The following is a 13,916-nucleotide window of genomic DNA, read 5'->3' on the forward strand; positions in this document are numbered from 1 at the left end:
GAAGCCAGCTACGACGCTTCGAATCAGTGCTTCGTCTCGCGGTCCTTGATCAACCGCTCGAGCTCCTCGCGGATGATCGTCTCGGCCAGCTGGGGGACGACCTCCCAGGCGATCTTCTCGATGACCTCGCGAGAGGCCCGGGAGAGCGCCTCGCGCAGCTGCGCCTCGCCGCCATCGGCGGAGGGAGCGTGCCGGGGCGCCTGGGCGACGGGCGCCGGCGTCCGGGTAGGCGTCGGCGTGGAAGGCTCGGGCTCGGCCACGGGCTCATCGAGCGACAGCTCCTCGAGGCCCCCGGCATCCATCGGCTCCTCGACGGGAGCGGGCTGGGCCGCGGGAGCGGAGCTCAGGCCGAAGGGATCCCTGCCGCGGCCCGAGACGGCGGGCGTCGACCCGGGAAGGGGCGTGGCGCCCGGAGGACGGGGCAGACCGCCAGCGGCGCCCGGAGCGGGAGCGGCACCCGGAGGAGGAACCCCCGGACGCGCCATACCCGGAGCACCGCCCGGACCCGGCATGCCCGGACCCGGCGGACGCGCCATGCCCGGAGGCGGAACGCCGCCCTGGCCCGGAGGAGGCAGACCGCCCGGCCCCGGCATGGGACGAGGACCCGGAGGCATGCCCGGCCCCGGAGGGCCACCCGGACGCGCCATGCCCGGAGCGCCCGGCCCGCCCGGAGGCGGCATCCCGCCCGGCCCCGGCATGGGACGAGGACCCGGAGGCATGCCCGGCCCCGGAGGAACGCCCGGACGCGCCATGCCCGGAGGGCCGCCCGGCCCCGGCGGACCACCCGGCCCCGGCATGCCCGGACGCGGAGCCATGCCCGGCCCCGGAGGCACGCCCGGACGCGCCATACCCGGAGCGCCACCCGGACCCGGAGGCACGCCCGGCCCCGGCATCCCCGGACCCGGAGGACGCGGCATGCCAGGACCCGGAGGGCCCGCGGGACGAGGCTGCTGCGGGGCCGCGGCGGCGGGGGCAGGGGCCGTCACCTGCGTGGCGGCGGAGGCGGGCATGGTGTTGGACTTCTGACCCACCAGCGTCTTCACCTTGTCCAGGAGCACCTGGCTCTCGAAGGGCTTGGTGATGTGGTCGTCCGCCCTGGCTGAACGCGCGCGGGCCTCGTCGAAGGCCTCGAAGGTGCCGGCCAGCAGCACCACGGGGATGCCCTGCGTGGCGGGATCATTCTTGAGCGCCTCGCAGACCTCGTAGCCGTTCTTACCCGGCATCATCACATCCGCGAGCACCACGTCCGGGCGCAGCTCCCGCGAGCGGGTGATGGCGTCCAGCCCGTTGTCGACCGCGGTGACCTGAAAGTCCTCGGTCGCGAAGATCATCCCGATCACCTTGCGGATGGTGAGCGAGTCGTCGGCGACCAGCAGATTCTTGGGCATCGGTTCGGGGCCTCGGGGGTCCAAACCCCCTGGAATTCGGTGAGAAATCGGGACGATGCGTCCCACTGTCAAGCCGGGCAGCTTACGGTTCACCACCCGGGCCTTCAAGAAAACAAGCGGAAGCTCAAGAAAACATGCGGCGAACGTCCAGAAAGAGCACGGGAGCCGGAACACCGGGCGCGGAGAACTCCCCCGGCTCCCCGGTGGGCTCGAAGCGCGGGTGGACGCCCAGCACGCGCGAGGCGCACAGCCCCAGGCTCCGCCCCTCCACCTCGGTGAGCACCAGGAAGGGCTCCACGTGGGCCGGAGCACTCCCCAGCAGGGCCGGGGCCGAGTAGAGGGGCCAGAGGGCCTGCCCATGCGGCATGACACCCGCCACCGCCCCTCCCTTCCCGGGCAGCGCGCTGAAGGCGGGCCCCTGCGTCACCACCTGGGAGATGAGGGAGAGCGGGAGGCCGAACAAGCGCCCCTGTGACTCGAAGACGAGCGAGCGCTCGGGCCGCGAGCCCAGGAAGTGCACGGGGTGCTCTGGCGGGGGGCGGACGGTGCCCGGCTCGTGGGGGAGCGCCTCGGCGTTGAGCTCCAGGTAGAGCCGGTCCTTGTGCAGCACCGCGCTGCGGCTGAGCGCGGCGAGCGTGTCGCCCAGCCCCGAGGGCAGCAGGTAGTGCGGAGCCGGGGCCACGTCCACCACCTCGACGATCGAGCGGACGCGCACGGCCAGGGTGGGGCTCACGTCGAACACCACCACCATGCCGGGGGCGCGCTCGGGCTCGCCGCCGAGCAGCACGGACAAGTCGCTCACCTCCAGCACTCCACGCAGGCTGGTCTCATCGGGTCCCGGCGCGGCGACCTCCATGACGGAGGTGGCCTCGACGGAGTAGCGCGTCTCGCCCGCTTCCATCAGGAGACAGAGCCGGCGTCCGCTTTCGTAGGGAGGCACGGGGGCAGGCTAGCAGCCCCGGGACCTTGGTGCTAAGCCCATTGCGATGGCCCGCATCCTCCTCGTCGACGACGAAAAGATGGCCCGGACGCTGTACGGGGACTACCTGCGCGGCGTGGGCCATGAGGTCACCGCCGTGGGCTCCATCCCGGACGCCAAGGAGGCGCTGGCCTTCGGCCCCTACGACGTCGTGGTGACGGACCTCATCCTCCCCCAGGGCGACGGCATGGAGGTGCTCCAGCACACCAAGGCGCACTACCCGGGCGTCGAGGTGGTGGTCATCACCGGCCTGGACAAGGTGGACCCCGCGGTGCGGGCGATCAAGAGCGGCGCCACCGAGTACCTCGTCAAGCCGGTGGCCCCCGAGGTGCTCCAGCACGCCGTGCACCGGGCGCTCGCCACGCGCGAGCTGCTGCAGGAGAACGCCGCGCTGCGCCGCTACGTGTCGCTCTTGGAAACGGGACAGCGCATCTCCACCACGTTGGACCGCAACCGGCTGTCGGAGACGTCCTGCGCCGCCTTCATCGGAATGACGGGGGCCAGCGCGGTGCTGCTCTTCCAGGCCGATGGCACCGGGCTGCCCCGGCTGCTGGGCCAGCAGGGGCTCTCCGGCCAGGCCCTGGAGGCCACCCTCGTCTCCGCCATCGCGCCGCGGCTCGGCGCGTCCCGCGAAGCGCGGGTGCTGGAGCAGCTACCGGGCCCCTTCCCGCGCGCCCTCGTCGCCCCCGCCATCGAGGGGGAGGATCTGCTCGGCTACACGCTGCTGCTCTACCCCGGCTCGCCGCCCGAGGGCATCGCCGAGGCCACGGGCTTCCTCGCGCGCTGCCTGGCGCTCGCCCTGCGCAACCTGGGCCGCATCGCCGAGGTGGAGGACCTGGCCTACCTCGACGACCTCACCCACCTCTTCAACGTCCGCTACCTGCACCTGGTGCTGGACCGGGAGGTGAAGAGCGCCCAGCAGACGCAGGGCGTCTTCAGCCTGCTCTTCCTGGACCTGGACTACTTCAAGAGCATCAACGACACCCACGGGCACCTGGTGGGCTCGCAGTTGCTGGTGGAGATGGCGCGCGTGCTCAAGGGCTGCGTGCGAGACAGGGACGTGGCGGTGCGCTACGGCGGGGACGAGTACGTGGTGCTGCTGCGGGGGACGGACTCGGGCGGCGCGCTGAAGGTGGCCGAGCGCATCCGCCGCACCGTGGAGAACCACCGCTTCCTCGCGCGCGAGGGCCACTCGCTGGCGCTCTCCACCTGCATCGGCGTGGCCAGCTTCCCCGAGCACACACAGGAGAAGGCCACGCTGTTGGACCTGGCCGACCGGGCCATGTACCGGGGCAAGAAGGGCACCCGGAACGTCGTCTACGTGGCGGCCAAGGACCTCGAGGCCACGCCCCCGGGGCGCCACAGCCAGCCGACCGGGAGTTGAGGGGCGCTCAGCGCCGCAGCGAGCCCACCGTCAGCTTCTTGTCGGGACGGGGCTCGGCGGCCGTGCCCTCGGCGCCCTCCCCCGCCGCCTCCACGGCCTCGTGCGGGGCGCCCGAGACGATGAGCTCGTACTTGCGGGACATGACCTTGACGTGCTCGGCCTGGGCGGGATCCAACCGGGCGATGAGCTCCCAGAAGAGGGCGGCGTGCTCGCGCTCCTCGTCCATGATGTGGTGGAGGACGGCCTTGGCCTCCTCGTTGTCCGTGGCGTCTATGTGGGCCGCGTAGAGGTTGATGGCGTCCAGCTCGGCCTCCATGTCCAGGCGGATGGCGCGGGCCAGCTCCGAGTCCGTCAACTTCCTGGGCACCATCGCGTGGAACGGGTTGGTCTGCGGCATGGAGGCTCTCCGGGGACGTACGGCCAGTATGAGCGGGAGGTGTAGGCGCCGGAAGCATCCGTGCGGGAGGGGTCGCTGGTCAACGGATTCCGACGCCTCGCGTTGCGGCCGGGCGGGAGGCTCGGCCATGCTGATGAACCATGGACATCCCGGCCCCGCTCGCACAGCTGCTGCAGGCCCTGGACGCAAGCGACCTGCCGGCGGCGAAGGCGGCCGCCGCGGAGCTCCGGCGCTCGCCCTCGGGCAACACGCAGCTGGCCGCCGAGGTGCTCCACGAGCTGCGCCAGCCGCTGCTCGGCGTGAAGGCCTACGCGCAGATGCTCTCCGAGGAGCTGGGCATGCGCGGGCCGCTGAAGCAGATGCTGGCCCAGGTGGAGCGGATGGAGCAGATCATCTCCGACTTCACCCGGCTGGCCAGCGAGCGCCCCGCGCCGCAGCAGACGGTGTCGCTGGTGGCGCACGTGCAGGCAGCGGCGCGCGCCTTCGGCCTCAACCCGGACTCCTCACGCGTCAGCCTCCAGGTGGAGGCGCGCGAGGACTTCACCGTCCAGGGCAATGGCCGGCTGCTGGAGCAGCTCACCCTCAACCTGCTCAACAACGCGCGCGACGCGGTGTCGGGGCCGGCACGGGTGAAGGTGGTGCTGGGGCGCGAGGGCGCCTCGCCCGTCATGTACGTGGCGGACTGGGGCCCGGGCGTCCCCGAGGCCGTGCGCCACCACCTCTTCGAGCCCTATGTGACGGGCAACAAGCGCGGCACCGGGCTGGGGCTCGCGGTGTGCAAGCGCATCGCCCAGGAGCACCACGCCCAGCTGGAGCTCGTCCCCGCCTCGGTGCTGGCGGAGCAACCGGCGCCCACCACCGTCTTCCGCGTCCTCTTCCCCGCCCCCGCCGCCCTCCCCACCGCGCCCCACGCCCAGGCCTCCGCCCCGTCGCCCGCCGCTCCCGCTCCGGCCCCCGCGCGCCGGCGCCTGCTGGTGGTGGATGACGAGGAGATCATCCGCAGCGTCTTCAAGGACCTGATGGGCCGCGAGTGCGAGGTGCTCGAGGCCGTGGACGCCGAGGAGGCGCTCGCGCACCTGAAGCGCGGGCCGGTGGACCTCCTCGTCACGGACAAGAACCTGCCGGGCCTCTCGGGGCTGGAGCTGGCGCAGCGGGCGCGCGAGCTCGACCCGGGCTCGCGCGTCATCCTGATGACGGGCTACCCCTCGCTGGTGACGGCGCAGCAGGCGCTGGAGCTGGGGCTGCTCGACTACCTCCTCAAGCCCTTCGACGACATCCGCGAGGTGCGCGCGAAGCTGCGCCAGGCGCTCGCCAGCACCACGCCCATCCGGCGGGCAATCCGCCCCGGCAGCCGCCGCGTGGACGTGCTCGAGGACAGCCCGGCCTCCGCGCGCCGGCTCACCGAGGCCCTCGCGCAGATGGGACTGGAGGCCCGGGTGCTCGACGCCGAGCCCGGAGAGCCCACCGTGGAGCCACCGGCGGCCGTGGTGGTGAGCTGGGACTTCGGCCCCGCCCATGGCCGCCAGGCGCTGGAACTGGCGCGGAAGCTGGGCCAGGGGGCGCCCTTCGTGGTGCTCGCCGAGTACCTCTCCCAGGAGACGATGCTGGAGGCCCTGCGCGCGGGTGCCTCCGGCTGCCTGCCACGGGAGCTCCAGGCCCCCGAGCTCAGCCACGAGCTGTCCCGCCTCCTCGAGCAAGCCCGCTCCTGAAAACACCGCGGCCCCGAGCACCTCCCTCGAAGGGGGGCACCCGGGGCCGGGAGCTCGGCTCAGCCCACGGTGGGGCCGTTTCTCAGTACTCCAGGTCGTCGCCGCCGTAGTCCGGGGCGCCGCCGCCGCCCGCACCGGCCTTGGCCTTCTTCTTCGGGCGCTCGGCCACCATGGCCTCGGTGGTCAGCAGCAGCGAGGCGACGGAGGCCGCGTTCTGCAGCGCGGTGCGCTCCACCTTGGTCGGGTCGATGACGCCGGCCTTCTCCAGGTCCTCGAACACGTCCGTGCGGGCGTTGTAGCCGAACGCGCCCTTGCCCTCGCGCACCTTGTTGATGATGACGGCGCCCTCGAGGCCCGCGTTGGAGGCGATCTTCCGCAGCGGCTCCTGCAGCGCCTTGCGGATGATCTCCACGCCGAAGTCCTGCTCACCGCCCAGCTTCAGCTTCTCCAGCGCCCCCAGGGTGCGCAGGTAGGCCACGCCGCCGCCGGGGACGATGCCCTCCTCCACCGCCGCGCGCGTCGCGTGCAGCGCGTCCTCGACGCGAGCCTTCTTCTCCTTCATCTCGGTCTCGGTCGCCGCGCCCACGTGGATGACGGCCACGCCGCCCGCCAGCTTCGCCAGCCGCTCCTGCAGCTTCTCGCGGTCGTAGTCGCTGGTGGTCGTCTCCATCTGCCCGCGCAGCAGCTTGATGCGGCCCTCGATGTCCGCCTTCTTGCCCGCCCCGTCGACGACGGTGGTGTTGTCCTTGTCGATGGTGATGCGCTTGGCGCGGCCCAGGTCGTTGAGCGTGAGGGCCTCGTACTTGTGGCCCAGCTCCTCGCTCACCACCATGCCGCCCGTCAGCGTGGCGAGGTCCTTGAGCATCTCCTTGCGGCGATCACCAAAGCCCGGCGCCTTCACCGCCGCCACGTTCAGCACGCCGCGGATCTTGTTCACCACCAGCGTGGCCAGGGCCTCGCCCTCGATGTCCTCGGCGATGATCAGCAGCGGCTTGCCCGCGCGCGCCACCTGCTCGAGGATGGGCACCATGTCCTGCATCGACGAGACCTTCTTCTCGCTGATGAGGATGTAGGCGTCCTCGAGCACCACTTCCATGCGCTCGCGGTTGGTGACGAAGTACGGCGACACGTAGCCGCGGTCGAACTGCATGCCCTCGACCACGTCCAGCGTCGTCTCGAGGCCCTTGGCCTCCTCCACCGTGATGACGCCCTCCTTGCCCACCTTCTCCATGGCGTCGGCGATGATGTGGCCGATCGTCTCGTCGCCGTTGGCGGAGATGGTGCCCACCTGGGTAATGGCCTTCTTGTCGGCCGTCGGCTTGGAGAGCTTCTTGAGCTCCTCCACCACCGTCTCCACGGCCTTGTCGATGCCGCGCTTGAGGTCCATCGGGCTGTGGCCGGCGGCCACCAGCTTCAGGCCCTCCTCATAAATCGCCCGGGCCAGCACGGTGGCCGTCGTGGTGCCGTCGCCGGCCTTGTCGGAAGTCTTCGAGGCGACCTCCTTCACCATCTGGGCGCCCATGTTCTCGAACTTGTTCTCGAGATCGATCTCCTTGGCGACCGTCACACCGTCCTTCGTCACCGTGGGCGAGCCGAACGACTTCTCGATGACCACGTTGCGGCCCTTGGGCCCCAGCGTCACCGCCACCGCGTCCGAGAGGGTGCGCACACCGCGCAGAATCGCCTCACGGGCCGCTTGGTGGAAGAAGATCTCCTTCGCTGCCATCGTAACCTCCTGAAAAGATTGAAGAATGGACTACGCGGGCCGGGGTGCGGGGATTAGCACTCGGCCCAGGCGAGCGCCAAAATAAGAGGCGGCCGGGGGTTGTCAACACGGAACAGCGCGCCTGTGGGGGAGCGGACGGCCCGGAAGGCGGGCGGGCTACTCGGCGAAGCGCACGAGGTTGAGAAGCTGATTGAAGTCCAGGGGCTTCTCCAGCGTCATGGCCACGCCCTTGCGCAGCCCCTTGTCGTGCACGTTGCCGTCCGCGTTGCCCGTCATGAGGATGACGGAGGTGTTCTGGTGGCGCGGGTCGGCTTTGATCATCGCGGTGAACTGGATGCCGTCCATGTGGGGCATCCGGTAGTCGCTGATGATGAGGCCCACCGTGTGCCGCTCAAGGATGTCGAGGGCCTGCAAGGCATCGGCCGCGGAATAGACGGTGTACCCGTGCTTCTCGAGGAACCGAGAGAGCAGCGTGCACAGCTCGACGTCATCATCCACGACCAGAATGTTCACGGACCCTTACGAGCAGTGTCAGCGGAAGGTCGCGGAACGTAACAGCCGTGACGCACGTTGACAACGCGCGGAAGGGGTTCGTATGTGGCCGCACATGGGGAAGCGGACGTCGAAGAGGGCGGCGCCGTCGGACGTGGAGGTCCGACTGGACGGGGTGGCGGCGGCCTTCGAGTTGGGAGAATTCGAGAAGGCCCTGGCCAGCGCCGAAGCGCTGCTGGCCCACGCCCCGGGGCTCCCGGAGGCCCTGCACTGGCGTGCGGCGGCCCTCACCGAGCTGGAGCGCGTGGAGGAGGCCCTGGAGGCCTGGGCGCGGGCCGTGAAGGCGGCCCCGGAAGACATCGAGCTGCTGCTCGGGGCCGTCGAGTGCCTGGTGGGCCGGGCGGGAGACGACCGCGAGGCGGTGGAGGACGGCCTCGAGCTGTGCGCCCGGGGCAAGAAGCTGGCCCAGCGGGCGGGCAACGCGGAGCTCCTCTTCGAGCTCCTCCTGCTGGAGGGCACCGGGCTCAATCAGGTGGGCGAGTGTGCGCAGGCGCTGGGGAGCCTGGAGGCGGCGCTGGGGCTGGTGCCGAGGTCCGTGGAGGCCCGGCTGGAGCGGGCCATCGCCCTGTTCGAGCTGTGCCGCTTCCCGGAAGCCCAGGCCGCCTTCGAGGACGTGCTGAAGGACGAGGCAGAGGAGCCGTGGGCGCACCACTACCTCGGGCTGCTGGCGGAGCGCCGGGGGGACGCGAAGGAGGCGCGCAAGCGGTTCGCGAAGGCCCAGGCGCTGGCGCCCAAGGAGTTCCCCTCCCGGGTGGAGCTGGGCGAGGAGGCCTTCGATCAGGCCGTCGAGGACGCGGTGAAGGCGCTGCCCCGGCACGTGAAGCAGTACCTCGATAACGTCACCATCGCGGTGGAGGACATCCCCCGGGACGAGGATCTGCTGGGCGAGTCCCCTCCCCTGTCCCCGTGCATCCTGGGCGTGTTCCGCGGCCCGACGGTGGGCGATCGGGACACCCACCTCTACCTGGACGATCCGGCGAGCTACGACCCCTACCCGGCCTCCATCGTGCTGTACCACAAGAACCTGGAGCGCGTGGCGAGGACGCGCGAGGAGCTCCTCGAGCAGATCGGCATCACGGTGATGCACGAGGTCGGGCACCTGATGGGGCTCGACGAGGATGACTTGTGGCAGCGGGGGCTGGACTAGGCACGGGCCGGGACAGCTCCAGCGCGAGCAGGACGGCGGCGTGGGGATCGAACCCCAGGGCCGCGAGTTCGTCGAAGCGCAGCTCCCGGTCGGGCCGGAGCAGCTCGCCATTCGCGGTGTCTTCCGGGAAGAGCACGCTGTACTTGAAGGAGATGGAGCCCGTGAGCCCCGAGTGCTCGAGCCGGAACGGGGCGGTGTCGATGAAGCAGTTGCCCGCCTGGGCCGGGGGCACGCCCACCACCGTGGCGCCATGGGCCTTGAGCAGCGCGACGAGATCGAACCCCGCGCTGTAGGTGCGGGCCGAGGTGAGGACCAGCACGCGCGGAGACTCCGGGACGTGGAGCGGCCCCGCGGCGAGCTCCCGCGCGAACGTGGGCGAGCGCGCGGCACCCTCGAGGAACTCCTGCCGGAGCCGCTCGCGCTCCTGGGGGGTGAGCCCCTGGCGCTGACGCTCACGCCAGGCCCGCTCCTCGCTGAAGTCCAGGTCGCCCGGCTCGAGCGCCAACCCGCTGCGCGCCCTCGCCTGCTCCAGCGAGTCGCCCTGGTGGCTCTCGAAGTACAGCGGCGAGTACCGGGGAACCTGGTACCCGGACTCGGTGGTGACGAGCGAGTCCAGCGGGTACAGGAAGGCGCCGAGGATGTGGCCCAGGAAGGAGTTGCCCCCGGTGTTGCGGCGGAGGTCCACGATCAGCGTGGCGGTGTGCTCGCGGCGCATGGCGGAGAAGAGGTCGCGGAAGAGCTCGGCCGCCGAGGGGACGGCGGCGATGCGCTCGTCCACGCTGGGAAGGTCCGGCTGGCCGGCGGCCCGAGCCACCGAGGACAGGTGGTCTCCCAGGGCCAGGGTGAAGCCCACCGAGCGCCACAGCTCGAAGGCCTCGCGGTAGCGGCCCATGGAGTCGATGCGCAGGTACGCCACGGACGTGTCGGGGCCGAGGAAGGACCAGGCGAGGTCCGCGGCATTGGGCTCGGGCACGGAGAGACGCGTGGGAGGAACCAGCACCTCGCCCGAGGCCGCATCCACCCGTTCCACCGGGACGGTGACGAGGGCACCATCGGGCTGGCGCAGCTCGAAGCGCACGGGCCCCGGGAGCACCCGCCGGCCGAGCAGGTCTCCGAGCTCGGAAGGCGAGCGGAGGGCATCCGCAAGGTGGATGAGGTTGTGGTAGCGGTTGTCCGCGCCGCGAGCCGCCTCCATGCGAGCGGAGAGCGACTCGAAGGACGAGCCCTCCACGCCCACGAGCGTCGCCCCGAGCAGTGGCCGGAGGTCGGCGCGACGGACGCGGCTGACATAGAGCCTCTCGTCGACGGCCTCGAGCTCCAGGGCAGCGAGGCTGTGGCGCTCGCCGGGGCGGAGGGAGCACGCAGGAACGTGTGCCCGTCATGAAGCGAGGCGGCGAGCGGACGCGCGAAGCGGAAGAAGGCGTCGACCGTCATGCCCTCGGGAGGAAGGCTTCGCAGCAGCTCGTCCACGCGGCGGTGGAAGGCGACCCGCCCGCCAGCGCGTGAATAGGGGTCGGGATGGGAGTCCTCGAGCAGCCGGACGAGCTGACGGAGATCCGTGCGGAGCTGCGCCTGGGAGAGACGCGCATCCGGAGGAAGAGGGGAATCGGCGCGCGGGGCGGTGACGGTGGGGGACGGAGCGGGAGACGGGGCCGCCGCGACCGTGCCGCGAGTGGCACAACTGGAGCACAGCAGGGTGACGAGGGCCCAGCGCCAGAGGGAGAAGGACGAGGAGGACACGCGGGGTGCATACAGCAAGCGGACGCGTCGGACACGAGGCGCGGAGTGAAGACTGACGTTGACGAGGAGCACGAGGCCCGGCAGTAATCGCGAGTGGTAGGACCTCCGGACCTGGTGGCCGGCCCGGTCTTCAAAACCGGTGGGGGGCATGGAGACATGTCCCTGGGAGGTTCGATTCCTCTGTCCTACCGACCCGTTTTCATTGAGGTTTTCCGGAACCGCCCCGGTGGGGTTGCGGGACGCCCTGCCCTCCGTTAGCTCTTGTACCCAACTTTTACCCAAGTGGGGGTTGGGTACGGGAGCCGGACATGCCCAAGTGGAGCGGGAAGTGGCTCGGAGGCCGCACGTACACGGCCAACGACGGCAGCACGCGGTGGATCATCCGCAAGACCGTCGCCGGGGCCGCCTACAACATCACGCTGGACGTGCGGAGCGAGGCCGAGGCCCTGGCCGAGCTGGCGGCGTTCCGCCGGAACCCGGCCGCGTACCGGACCGCGAGCCAGGAGCGCGTGGAGAAGGCCCAGGAGGACGCCGCGAAGGCGGTGTTCCTGGACGAGAACCGGGCTCAGGGATTCCTCCAGCACTTGAAGGCCAGCGGCAGGTCCGTCGAATACCTCAAGAGCACGCGCGGCTACTTGGCCGCATGGGCGACGGCGCTCGCGGGCAAGGATCTGCGTGCGTTGACAGGTCCGGCGCTGAAGAAGCTGCTGGCCACCTGGGACACGGGCAAGAAGTGGCGCATCATCGTCTTCAAGTCCTTCACCTCGTACCTTCAGGAGGCCGGCGAGTTGGACCCGATGGAGAACCCGGGGCGCTTCCTGAAGGTGCCTCCTGCGCGCCGGAACCACGAACTCAAGGGCTACGGCATCGAGCACATCCAGAAGCTCTACGCGGCCCTCGGCTCGCAGGCCATCCGCGACGTGCTGTGCCTCCAGGCCAAGAGCGGGATGCACGGCACCGAGGTGGATCGGCTGGCCAGCGGTGACGGCAAGATCGCGGTACTGAAGGACCAGGGCGAGATCGCAGGCACCGTCACCTTCAAGCACAAGACGGGCAAGCGCTTCACCGTGTCCCTCGATGCCCAGGCGCTCGCCACCGCCCAGCGTCTCCAGGTACGAGGCTCAGCACCGGATCGGCAGACCATCCGCGAGGCCGTCGAGCGGGTGTGCAAGCGCACGGGCCTGGAGTTCGTCCACTTCGGCGCCATCCGGCACAGCTTCGCTACGTGGCTGGTCGAGCGGGGCAGTACCTACAATCAAAAGGGCGGCGGATTGCCCCTGGAGGCCGTCGCTCAAGCGCTCAACCACAGCAGTACACGTACCACGGCTCTCCACTACGTCAGCGCCACGGTCCCGCCGATGTACGTCGTGCCCATCCGCCTGGAGCATCCGGAGGATCCGGTGGTACTGCGCGCGGCACAGGCCCAAGTGGTCTAATGAGCTTCAGGAAGATAACGTGGTAGGACTCATAGTGTGAGAGGAGTAGGTCCGTGCCGCCCAAGAAGACAAAAACATCACACCAAAACCCCGCCGCTTCGGTCAACAAGTACAAGGCGGCCGCGCTCGTGCGGATGTCGCCCCAGCTACTGGAGTGGTTTTCGACGCATGCGCCCAAGTCCGGACATTCACGAAAGCTTGAGTATACAAAGGGCGCAGACGGCGATCTGCTCTTTGAGCCGGAGAAGCTCAAGAACTTTTCGGCTTACCTCGCCGAGCCATGGCCTGCCAAGCCGGGCAAGCGTCCTGACGTTCCGACTGGAGTGGAGCAAGAAATCAAAGAAGAGGCGGCGTTCAAGTGCGTGATCTGCGATCGCCCTGGCGGGCAATTTGCCCACATCGACCCGGTACATAACAGCAAAAACAACCATCCACACAACCTGATTTATCTCTGCCCAAACGACCACGACGACTTTGACAAGAAGAAATTGATTTCAAGGTCGGACATTGAAAAGGCGAAGAAGCAGATTCTTGATGCCCGCGCAGCCATATGGCGGGCTCACGCAGGCCTCCTCGACGAAATTCTCGCTCTCATCAAGCAACTTCAATCGGTGAATGCTGCGCTCAAGAAGAAGCATCTCCCAGCGGTAGCTAATATTCGGAGCGCATTGATGGAACACATCAAAACTCATGCGCTCGCGCCAAGCCTGAAGAAAAAAGCACCGGAATTTGCGAAAAGACTCAAGTCCGCGCTTGACGACGAGACCGCCCCTGTTGAGAGGGTGATCAGCGAGCGTGCCAAGTTTCTCGACGAAACCGGGCGTGCCGAATGCCCGCTCTGCAAAGGCAGTGGCGAACACAACAACTGGGAGTGCCCCGTATGCCGAGGCGTGGGAACGGTTTCCGAGGAGTTGGTCAACGAGATCGATCTGGAGCCGTATCGCCAGGAGGAATGCCCGCTCTGTAAAGGCAGTGGCGAACATAACAACTGGGGGTGTCCTATCTGTCGCGGCGTTGGCACCGTCGACGCGTGCGCGATCGACGAAATTGACCTTCGCGAATACAAACAGGCCAAATGCCCGCTCTGCAAGGGCAGTGGCGAACACAACAATCGGGAGTGTAGGTTTTGCCGAGGCATTGGGACGGTCGACGTCGCCGCTCTTGAGCACTTCGATCCGCACGAATACGAACAGGCTGACTGCCCGCTCTGCAAAGGCAGTCGTGAACACAATAATTGGGAGTGTAGTTTTTGCCGAGGCGCTGGGACGGTCGACGTCGACGCTCTTGAGCACTTCGATCCGCGCGAATACAAACAGGCCAAATGCCCGCTCTGCAAAGGCAGTCGCGAACACAATGATTGGGAGTGTAAGTTTTGCCGAGGCGTTGGGACGGTCGACGTCGACGCTCTTGAGCACTTCGATCCGGCCGATTGGGCGAACGAAGATTCCGATGGTTAAT

The 13,916-nt window shown here is 69.2% G+C and carries 11 protein-coding genes and 1 tRNA gene; 6 read left to right on the forward strand and 6 right to left on the reverse strand.

The features are described from left to right. Positions 1 to 23 precede the first annotated feature (23 nt). Together ACJ8AN_RS26775 and ACJ8AN_RS26780 are read right to left on the reverse strand one after the other, a co-directional pair. Positions 24 to 1,388: a PleD family two-component system response regulator gene (locus tag ACJ8AN_RS26775; RefSeq protein WP_407758313.1), complete on the reverse strand. Its 1,365-nt coding sequence runs from the start codon at positions 1,386 to 1,388 to the stop codon at positions 24 to 26. 124 nt (positions 1,389 to 1,512) lie between these two features. Continuing rightward, positions 1,513 to 2,328, reverse strand: coding sequence for a chemotaxis protein CheW (locus ACJ8AN_RS26780; protein ID WP_407758314.1), 816 nt, complete (start codon positions 2,326 to 2,328; stop codon positions 1,513 to 1,515). A gap of 46 nt (positions 2,329 to 2,374) precedes the next feature. On the opposite strand from ACJ8AN_RS26780, the gene ACJ8AN_RS26785 reads away from it, so the two are divergent. After that, the gene (locus ACJ8AN_RS26785) at positions 2,375 to 3,751 is read left to right on the forward strand and encodes a diguanylate cyclase (RefSeq protein ID WP_407758315.1); all 1,377 of its coding nucleotides are present in this window, start codon (positions 2,375 to 2,377) and stop codon (positions 3,749 to 3,751) included. 7 nt (positions 3,752 to 3,758) lie between these two features. Here ACJ8AN_RS26785 and ACJ8AN_RS26790 read toward each other — a convergent pair whose 3' ends face one another. Further along, positions 3,759 to 4,148: a demethoxyubiquinone hydroxylase family protein gene (locus ACJ8AN_RS26790; RefSeq protein WP_407758316.1), complete on the reverse strand. Its 390-nt coding sequence runs from the start codon at positions 4,146 to 4,148 to the stop codon at positions 3,759 to 3,761. A gap of 140 nt (positions 4,149 to 4,288) precedes the next feature. On the opposite strand from ACJ8AN_RS26790, the gene sinK reads away from it, so the two are divergent. Then, positions 4,289 to 5,857: a hybrid histidine protein kinase/response regulator SinK gene (gene sinK, locus ACJ8AN_RS26795; RefSeq protein ID WP_407758317.1), complete on the forward strand. Its 1,569-nt coding sequence runs from the start codon at positions 4,289 to 4,291 to the stop codon at positions 5,855 to 5,857. An 82-nt stretch (positions 5,858 to 5,939) separates the two neighbouring features. Here sinK and groL read toward each other — a convergent pair whose 3' ends face one another. Further along, on the reverse strand, positions 5,940 to 7,583 hold the full coding sequence (gene groL, locus ACJ8AN_RS26800) for a chaperonin GroEL (protein WP_407758318.1): 1,644 nt from the start codon (positions 7,581 to 7,583) through the stop codon (positions 5,940 to 5,942). Positions 7,584 to 7,739: 156 nt separating this feature from the next. After that, a complete protein-coding gene (locus tag ACJ8AN_RS26805) occupies positions 7,740 to 8,096 on the reverse strand; it encodes a response regulator (RefSeq protein ID WP_407758319.1) in 357 nt (118 codons plus the stop codon). Positions 8,097 to 8,190: 94 nt separating this feature from the next. On the opposite strand from ACJ8AN_RS26805, the gene ACJ8AN_RS26810 reads away from it, so the two are divergent. Continuing rightward, positions 8,191 to 9,282, forward strand: a complete 1,092-nt coding sequence (locus ACJ8AN_RS26810; protein WP_407758320.1) for a metallopeptidase family protein — start codon at positions 8,191 to 8,193, stop codon at positions 9,280 to 9,282. On the opposite strand, the gene ACJ8AN_RS26815 is transcribed toward ACJ8AN_RS26810, so the two are convergent. Beyond that, on the reverse strand, positions 9,209 to 10,519 hold the full coding sequence (locus ACJ8AN_RS26815) for a S41 family peptidase (protein WP_407758321.1): 1,311 nt from the start codon (positions 10,517 to 10,519) through the stop codon (positions 9,209 to 9,211). The two genes, ACJ8AN_RS26810 and ACJ8AN_RS26815, sit on opposite strands and share 74 nt — an antisense overlap. 598 nt (positions 10,520 to 11,117) lie before the next feature. Between ACJ8AN_RS26815 and ACJ8AN_RS26820 the strand changes: the two genes are divergently transcribed. The 3 genes from ACJ8AN_RS26820 (at position 11,118) to ACJ8AN_RS26830 (ending at position 13,915) form a co-directional block, all read left to right on the forward strand. Further along, positions 11,118 to 11,213, forward strand: a tRNA-Sec gene (locus ACJ8AN_RS26820). A 117-nt stretch (positions 11,214 to 11,330) separates the two neighbouring features. Continuing rightward, positions 11,331 to 12,458, forward strand: a complete 1,128-nt coding sequence (gene xerC, locus ACJ8AN_RS26825) for a tyrosine recombinase XerC (protein WP_407758322.1) — start codon at positions 11,331 to 11,333, stop codon at positions 12,456 to 12,458. 53 nt (positions 12,459 to 12,511) lie between these two features. Beyond that, positions 12,512 to 13,915 (forward strand): zinc finger domain-containing protein, encoded by a 1,404-nt coding sequence (locus ACJ8AN_RS26830; RefSeq protein ID WP_407758323.1) that lies wholly within the window; start codon positions 12,512 to 12,514, stop codon positions 13,913 to 13,915. The last annotated feature ends 1 nt before the right edge of the window (position 13,916 follow it).

It is taken from the genome of Archangium sp. (assembly GCF_045802675.1).
Taxonomy (GTDB): domain Bacteria; phylum Myxococcota; class Myxococcia; order Myxococcales; family Myxococcaceae; genus Archangium.

Excerpts from the sequence above, each read along its gene's own strand:
- ACJ8AN_RS26790 (WP_407758316.1), bottom strand. The coding sequence starts at position 4,148 with ATGCCGCAGACCAACCCGTTCCACGCGATGGTGCCCAGGAAGTTGACG.
- ACJ8AN_RS26785 (WP_407758315.1), top strand. The coding sequence starts at position 2,375 with ATGGCCCGCATCCTCCTCGTCGACGACGAAAAGATGGCCCGGACGCTG.
- sinK (WP_407758317.1), top strand. The coding sequence starts at position 4,289 with ATGGACATCCCGGCCCCGCTCGCACAGCTGCTGCAGGCCCTGGACGCA.
- ACJ8AN_RS26775 (WP_407758313.1), bottom strand. The coding sequence starts at position 1,388 with ATGCCCAAGAATCTGCTGGTCGCCGACGACTCGCTCACCATCCGCAAG.
- groL (WP_407758318.1), bottom strand. The coding sequence starts at position 7,583 with ATGGCAGCGAAGGAGATCTTCTTCCACCAAGCGGCCCGTGAGGCGATT.
- ACJ8AN_RS26810 (WP_407758320.1), top strand. The coding sequence starts at position 8,191 with ATGGGGAAGCGGACGTCGAAGAGGGCGGCGCCGTCGGACGTGGAGGTC.
- xerC (WP_407758322.1), top strand. The coding sequence starts at position 11,331 with ATGCCCAAGTGGAGCGGGAAGTGGCTCGGAGGCCGCACGTACACGGCC.